4 protein-coding genes are annotated in these 8,474 nt (G+C 45.6%); all 4 read right to left on the bottom strand.

The window, feature by feature from the left end:
- The coding region (gene rpoC / locus AB4496_RS07635) for a DNA-directed RNA polymerase subunit beta' (RefSeq protein ID WP_372130774.1) at positions 1 to 3,278 on the bottom strand (3,278 nt) is incomplete at its 3' end.
- Positions 3,279 to 3,368: 90 nt separating this feature from the next.
- Positions 3,369 to 7,397: a DNA-directed RNA polymerase subunit beta gene (rpoB, locus tag AB4496_RS07630; protein ID WP_009844675.1), complete on the bottom strand. Its 4,029-nt coding sequence runs from the start codon at positions 7,395 to 7,397 to the stop codon at positions 3,369 to 3,371.
- 234 nt (positions 7,398 to 7,631) lie between these two features.
- Complete coding sequence (gene rplL / locus AB4496_RS07625) at positions 7,632 to 7,997, bottom strand: 50S ribosomal protein L7/L12 (protein ID WP_009844674.1); 366 nt, start codon at positions 7,995 to 7,997, stop codon at positions 7,632 to 7,634.
- Between the two features lie 57 nt (positions 7,998 to 8,054).
- A partial coding sequence (gene rplJ, locus AB4496_RS07620) for a 50S ribosomal protein L10 (RefSeq protein ID WP_372130772.1) occupies positions 8,055 to 8,474 on the bottom strand: 420 nt, incomplete at its 5' end.

The raw sequence follows: 8,474 nt of genomic DNA, 5'->3' as shown, positions 1-8,474 counted from the left end.
GTACCAGGAATCATTACGTCGTTACCTTGCTCATCAACAAGTTTGATAGCTGGACGCATATCTTTACCTGCTGCTGGGCGAGCTGCTGCGTCTGTTACTTCACTTGAAGAAAGACCCGTTAGATCGTCAGTTTGACGAGAAACTGTAATACCATCGATCATATCTACGAATTGGATACGACCTGCCACTTCAGTGATGATTGGCATGGTATGCGCTTCCCAGTTAGCTACAACTTCACCAGCAGTAACTGCTGCGTTGTCGCCTTTGGTTAGCATCGAACCGTAAGGAAGTTTGTGCTTCTCTTTCGTACGGCCGAATTCATCAATAATCGTCATCTCAGATGCACGAGAAGTGATAACCAGTTTCTTATCTTTGTTAACTACAAACTTAGCATTGTGAAGTTTCACAGTACCAGTTGTCTTAGCTTGGATGCTGTTCTCTGCTGCTGCAGTAGATGCCGCACCACCGATGTGGAACGTACGCATCGTTAGCTGTGTACCCGGTTCACCGATAGATTGTGCAGCGATAACACCAACTGCTTCACCTTGGTTCACTAGGTGACCACGTGCTAGGTCACGACCGTAACACTGTGCACAACAACCGAAGTCTGCATCACAGGTAACAACAGAGCGCACTTTCATGCTATCTACTGAGTTGTCTTCCATGATTTGACACCACTTCTCATCAATCAGAGTATTACGTGGAATCAGTACATCTTCAGTACCAGGCTTAAGAACGTCTTCAGCTACTACACGACCTAGAGCAAGCTCAGAAAGTGCAACTTTAACGTCACCACCTTCGATGTGAGGCATCATGTCGATACCTTCATGCGTGCCACAGTCATGTTCGTGTACTACAACGTCTTGAGCAACGTCTACTAGACGACGAGTTAGGTAACCCGAGTTTGCTGTTTTCAGTGCTGTATCCGCAAGACCCTTACGAGCACCGTGCGTTGAGATAAAGTACTGAAGGACGTTTAGACCTTCTTTAAAGTTCGCTGTGATCGGCGTTTCGATGATTGAACCATCTGGACGCGCCATCAGACCACGCATACCTGCTAGCTGACGAATCTGAGCTGCAGAACCACGTGCGCCCGAGTCAGCCATCATGTAGATGCTGTTGAACGATTCTTGCTGTTCTTCTTCGCCGTCACGGTTGATAACTGTTTCAGAAGATAGGTTATCCATCATTGCTTTCGCAACGCGGTCATTCGTAGATGCCCAGATATCGATAACTTTGTTGTAACGCTCACCCGCAGTAACAAGACCTGATTGGAATTGCTCTTGGATTTCACGAACTTCTTCTTCAGCAGATTCAATTTCATCGTATTTCGCTTGAGGAACAACCATATCGTTGATACCTACAGAAACACCAGAAAGTGCCGCGTATGCGAAACCTGCGTACATGATTTGGTCAGCAAATACTACTGTATCTTTTAGACCAAGCTTACGGTAACACTCGTTAAGAAGAGTAGAGATCTGCTTCTTACCTAACTTTTGGTTAACGATGCTGTACGGTAGGCCAGCTGGAACGATCTGCCATAGCATTGCACGACCTACAGTCGTATCAACTAGGCCAGTATTCGTTGTGCTATTGCCGTCTTCATCTACTACAGTTTCAGTGATACGTACTTTAACGCGAGCGTGTAGCTCAGCAGTCTTAGTACGGTATGCCTTTTCAGCCTCTGCAGGGCCAGCAAGGTACATACCTTCACCTTTCACGTTGATCTTGTCACGTGTCATGTAGTAAAGACCCAATACAACGTCCTGAGAAGGTACGATGATTGGATCACCTGATGCTGGCGACAGAATGTTATTCGTCGACATCATTAGGGTACGAGCTTCAAGCTGTGCTTCTAGAGTTAGAGGCACGTGTACAGCCATTTGGTCACCATCGAAGTCGGCGTTGTATGCCGCACACACTAGTGGGTGAAGCTGAATCGCTTTACCTTCGATTAGTACTGGTTCAAACGCTTGGATACCTAGACGGTGAAGTGTAGGTGCACGGTTAAGCAGTACTGGGTGTTCACGGATAACTTCGTCTAGGATATCCCAAACGATCGCTTCTTCGCGCTCTACCATTTTCTTAGCAGCTTTGATTGTCGTAGCCATGCCACGAGTTTCTAGCTTGCTGTAGATGAACGGCTTAAATAGCTCAAGTGCCATCTTCTTAGGAAGACCACACTGATGTAGACGAAGGTATGGACCAACTGTGATTACAGAACGGCCAGAATAGTCTACACGTTTACCTAGAAGGTTCTGACGGAAACGACCTTGTTTACCCTTGATCATATCAGCAAGAGATTTCAGAGGACGCTTGTTAGAACCCGTGATCGCACGACCGCGACGACCGTTATCTAGAAGGGCATCAACAGACTCTTGCAGCATACGCTTTTCGTTACGTACGATGATGTCTGGAGCCGCTAGCTCTAGAAGACGCTTCAAACGGTTGTTACGGTTGATCACACGACGGTAAAGGTCGTTCAGATCAGAAGTCGCAAAACGACCGCCATCTAGTGGTACTAGAGGGCGTAGATCTGGCGGTAGCACTGGAAGTACAGTCAGGATCATCCACTCAGGCTTGTTGCCTGACGAAATGAACGCTTCAACTAGCTTCAAACGCTTAGTAACTTTCTTACGTTTAGTTTCAGAGTTAGTTGTTTCCAACTCTTCGCGCATTTCTTCCACTTCTTGATGAAGGTCCATTGTTGAAAGCAGATCTTTGATCGCTTCAGCACCCATCTTAGCAGTGAATTCGTCACCCCATTCTTCTAGACGATCCAGATACTCTTCTTCAGTAAGCATCTGAGATTTTTCTAGATCAGTCATACCCGGTTCAGTTACTACGTACATTTCGAAGTAAAGAACACGTTCGATATCACGCAGAGGGATATCCATTAGTAGACCGATACGAGACGGTAGTGATTTTAGGAACCAGATGTGAGCAACTGGTGAAGCAAGCTCGATGTGGCCCATACGGTCACGACGAACTTTAGTTTGTGTAACTTCAACGCCACACTTCTCACAGATAACACCACGGTGCTTCAGGCGCTTGTATTTGCCACAAAGACATTCGTAGTCTTTAACTGGACCAAAAATACGTGCACAGAACAGACCATCACGTTCAGGTTTGAACGTACGATAGTTAATTGTTTCTGGCTTTTTAACTTCACCAAAAGACCACGAACGGATCGTGTCTGGTGAAGATAGACCGATTTTGATTGCATCAAATTCTTCGGTCTTATGCTGTGCTTTTAGAAAGTTTAATAAGTCTTTCACGTTCAGCTCCTGTAAGGAGTTAAAGGAGCTCACCGACTAAAGTGAGCCCCCTTTACCAAGTAATCCAATCTTCTTTATAAAAAAGAGGGATTACTCTTCGTCTTCTAGCTCGATGTTGATACCTAGCGAGCGAATCTCTTTCAACAGTACGTTGAACGACTCTGGCATGCCAGGTTCCATGCTATGGTTACCATCTACGATGTTCTTGTACATCTTAGTACGGCCGTTAACGTCATCCGACTTAACTGTTAGCATTTCTTGTAGAGTATATGCAGCACCGTATGCTTCTAGTGCCCATACTTCCATCTCACCGAAACGCTGACCACCGAACTGAGCTTTACCACCAAGTGGTTGCTGAGTTACTAGGCTGTAAGAACCAGTTGAACGAGCATGCATCTTGTCATCAACCAAGTGGTTCAGTTTCAGCATGTACATGTAACCAACAGTTACAGGACGCTCAAACGAATCACCAGTACGACCATCAAACAGTTTAAGCTGACCAGATTCTGGCAGATCACCCAGTTTAAGTAGTTCTTTGATTAGAGACTCAGAAGCACCGTCGAACACAGGTGTAGCAATCGGTAGACCGCCACGTAGGTTCTTGATCAGTGTACGAACTTGATCATCAGACAGTTCAGCAATATCAACTTTCTGACGAGTATCGCCAAGATCGTAAACCTTCTGTAGGAACTCACGGAACTTATGCAGTTCTTGTTGTTCCTTAACCATTTGGTTGATCTTGTCACCGATACCTTTCGCAGCCAAACCTAAGTGAACTTCTAGGATCTGACCGATGTTCATACGCGATGGTACACCCAGCGGGTTAAGTACGATGTCTACAGGCTGACCTTTCTCATCGTATGGCATGTCTTCAACAGGGTTAATCTTAGAGATTACACCTTTGTTACCGTGACGACCGGCCATCTTATCACCAGGCTGGATACGACGTTTAACCGCTAGGTAAACTTTAACAATCTTAAGAACGCCAGGCGCTAGATCATCACCTTGAGTGATTTTACGACGCTTAGTTTCAAACTTCTTATCGAAGTCTGCTTTTAGCTCATCCCACTGCTCAGCAAGTTGCTCAAGCTGTGTTTGTAGCGCATCGTCTTCTAGAACTTGCTCTAGCCATTGCTTACGACCGATAGTATCAAGCTTAGCTTCAGAGTAACCACCAGACAGAAGTACAGCTTTAACACGGTTAAGAAGGCCACCCTCAAGAATTTGGAACTCTTCAGTTAGATCTTTCTTAGCTTCTTTAAGCTGCATCTGTTCGATTTCAAGTGCACGTTTGTCTTTCTCTACGCCATCGCGAGTGAAGACTTGTACATCGATGATAGTACCCGAAACAGAGTTTGGTACACGTAGAGAAGTATCTTTAACATCAGATGCTTTCTCACCGAAGATAGCACGTAGTAGCTTCTCTTCAGGAGTCAGTTGAGTTTCACCTTTAGGGGTTACTTTACCAACTAGGATGTCGCCACCCTTAACTTCAGCACCAATGTAAACGATACCTGACTCGTCTAGTTTAGACAGAGCAGACTCACCTACGTTTGGAATATCAGCTGTGATCTCTTCAGAACCCAGCTTAGTATCACGAGCCACACAAGATAGTTCTTGAATGTGGATTGTCGTGAAACGGTCTTCTTGAACTACGCGCTCAGATACTAAGATCGAGTCTTCGAAGTTGTAACCGTTCCAAGGCATGAATGCGATACGCATGTTTTGGCCAAGAGCTAGTTCACCAAGGTCTGTTGAAGGACCGTCAGCAAGAACATCGCCGCGTGCAACTGGTTCACCAGGAAGTACAGTTGGACGTTGGTTAATACATGTGTTTTGGTTCGAACGCGTGTACTTAGTCAGGTTGTAGATATCGATACCAGCTTCGCCAGGTACCAATTCATCTTCGTTAACCTTAACTACGATACGAGAAGCGTCAACAGACTGAACTTGACCACCACGTTTAGCAACCGCTGTAACACCAGAGTCAACTGCGATGTTACGTTCGATACCCGTACCTACTAGAGGCTTATCAGCTCTCAGTGTTGGTACAGCTTGACGTTGCATGTTGGCACCCATCAATGCACGGTTCGCATCATCGTGTTCTAGGAACGGGATAAGCGAAGCAGCGATAGATACTACTTGGTTTGTCGCAACGTCCATGTAGTCAACGTGATCGCGTGGGTGAAGACCAGATTCACCTTTTTGACGAGCTGTGATTAGCTCATCTGCAAACGTACCTTCTTCAGTAAGAATGGTGTTTGCTTGCGCGATTACGAATTGACCTTCCTGGATTGCAGACAGGTAATCAACTTCTTCTGTTACTACACCATCTACTACACGACGGTACGGAGTTTCTAGGAAACCGTAATCGTTACAACGTGCAAATGCAGATAGCGAGTTAATTAGACCGATGTTTGGACCTTCAGGCGTTTCGATCGGACATAGACGACCGTAGTGAGTTACGTGAACGTCACGTACTTCGAAGCCTGCGCGCTCACGAGTAAGGCCACCAGGACCTAAAGCAGAGATACGACGCTTGTGCGTAACTTCTGACAATGGGTTGTTTTGGTCCATAAACTGTGAAAGCTGTGAAGAGCCAAAGAATTCTTTAACTGCAGCAGAGATCGGCTTAGCGTTGATAAGGTCTTGAGGCATGATTGCATCAAGGTCACCAAGGCTTAGACGTTCTTTAACGGCACGTTCTACACGAACTAGACCAACACGGAATTGGTTTTCTGCCATTTCACCTACAGAACGGATACGACGGTTGCCAAGGTGGTCGATATCGTCCACTTCACCAATGCCGTTACGGATACCAATCAGTTTCTTCATCACTTCGATGATGTCTGATTCATCCAGAGTACCGCGCTCTTCTTCTTCTTCACGCTCGATAGAGCTGTTGAATTTCATACGGCCTACAGTTGATAGGTCGTAACGATCTTCAGAGAAGAATAGGCTTTCGAACAGTGATTCTGCAGCTTCTTTCGTTGGTGGCTCGCCAGGACGCATCATGCGGTAGATTTCTACCAATGCAGAGATGCGATCTACTGTGCTATCCGCACGTAGAGTGTCTGACATGAATGGACCATGGTCTAGGTCATTCGTGAACAGCACTTCTAGAGTCTTGTGACCTGCTTGAGACAGGTTAGCAAGTGCTTCTAGGCTAATCTCTTGGTTTGCGCCAACGATGATCTCGCCAGTTGCTTCGTTGATGTAATCTTTCGCAGCAATCTTTTCAACGATGTACTCTACTGGTACTTCGATGTGCTCAACGCCATCTTTTTCAAGTTGACGGATATGGCGAGCAGTTACACGACGACCAGTCTCAACGTAAGTTTTGCCGTTTGCTTCGATGTCGAATGACGCAGTTTCACCACGTAGACGATCAGGAACCAACTCCATAAGTAGAGTTTGGTCTTTCACTTCGAAGTTCACTTTGTCGAAGAACAGATCTAGGATCTCTTCAGTCGATTTACCAAGTGCACGAAGGATAATCGATGCTGGTAGCTTACGACGACGGTCGATACGTACGAATAAGTTATCCTTAGGATCGAACTCAAAGTCTAACCATGAGCCACGGTAAGGAATTACACGTGCGTTATAAAGAACTTTACCTGATGAGTGGGTCTTACCCTTATCACTGTCGAAGAACACGCCTGGGCTTCGGTGCAGCTGGGATACGATAACCCTCTCGGTACCATTAATTACGAAAGTACCATTGTCAGTCATAAGCGGAATTTCGCCCATGTAGACTTCTTGTTCTTTAATGTCTTTTACAGTACCTGCTGGTGCATCTCGATCAAAGATAACTAGACGTAGTTTTACGCGTAGTGGCTTTGAGTAAGTAACACCGCGGATTTGACATTCTTTAACGTCAAAAACTGGCTCACCAAGACGGTAGCTAACGTATTGCAGCTCAGAATTGCCGTTGTAGCTCTGAATTGGAAATACAGAACGGAAAGCAGCTTCAAGACCGTATTGACCTTCAGGATCCTGTTCGATGAATTTGTCGAAAGAATCAAGCTGGATCGATAACAGGTATGGAATGTCCAAAACTTGTGGACGAGTACCAAAATCCTTACGGATGCGCTTTTTCTCGGTATAAGAGTAAACCATGGGGTTCCTCAGCTCGCTGATAAGTGACCCAAACCACCCAAAACACTCTTCAGAGGGGGCGGTGACAAACAGCTGTTTACTGTAGTGAACAATCATTTCGAAAAAATGACTGTTTTTTTGCTTGGATTATGACGGTTAAACAGCGGAAATTTCGTCATAGCCCTACAGCGCAAAAAGGCCGGTGGTTAATAAACCACCAGCCATTAGCCTTGCGGCTAAGAAATTAAGTAATAATTACTTAACTTCAACAGAAGCGCCAGCTTCTTCTAGCTGTGCTTTAAGAGCTTCAGCTTCAGCTTTGTCAACGCCTTCTTTAAGCGCTGCAGGAGCTGAGTCTACAAGACCTTTAGCTTCTTTAAGACCTAGGCCAGTTGCGCCACGTACAGCTTTGATAACTTGTACTTTGTTAGCGCCAGCAGCAGTTAGGATTACGTCGAATTCAGTTTGCTCAGCAGCAGCTTCAGCAGAAGCACCACCAGCTACAACTGCAGCAGCAGCAGTAACACCGAATTTCTCTTCCATAGCTTCGATAAGCTCAACAACTTGCATTACAGACATTTCTGCAACTGCGTCTAGGATTTGCTCGTTAGTAATAGACATAACAATTCTCTTTTAAGTCAACAATAAGTTTAAATAGCAACCAGTGAAAAGCAAGGCTTAAGCCGCAGCTTCTTCTTTTTGGTCGCGAACAGCAGCGATAGTACGAACCAGCTTGCCAGCAGAAGCTTCTTTCATGCACATCATTAGGCGTGCGATAGCTTCGTCGTAAGTTGGTAGTGTCGCTAGTACTTCAGCATCAGTAACTGCGCCTTCAAATGCAGCAGCTTTGATCTCGAAATCTTTATTCTCTTTAGCGAAGTCTTTGAAAAGACGCGCTGCAGCACCTGGGTGCTCATTAGAGAATGCGATCAGAGTTGGACCAGTGAAAGTGTCAGTTAGACACTCGTAGTCTGTACCCTGAATCGCACGGCGTGCTAGTGTGTTACGAACAACTCTCATGTAAACACCCGCTTCGCGAGCTTGTTTACGTAGAGAAGTCATTGCGCCAACAGTAACGCCACGAGAATCAGCTACAAC

This window comes from Vibrio sp. 10N.222.46.A1, assembly GCF_041473595.1.
Lineage (GTDB): Bacteria > Pseudomonadota > Gammaproteobacteria > Enterobacterales > Vibrionaceae > Vibrio > Vibrio tasmaniensis_A.
The sequence above is the reverse complement of the archived record's forward strand: the minus strand, read 5'-3'. Positions and strand labels throughout refer to the sequence as shown.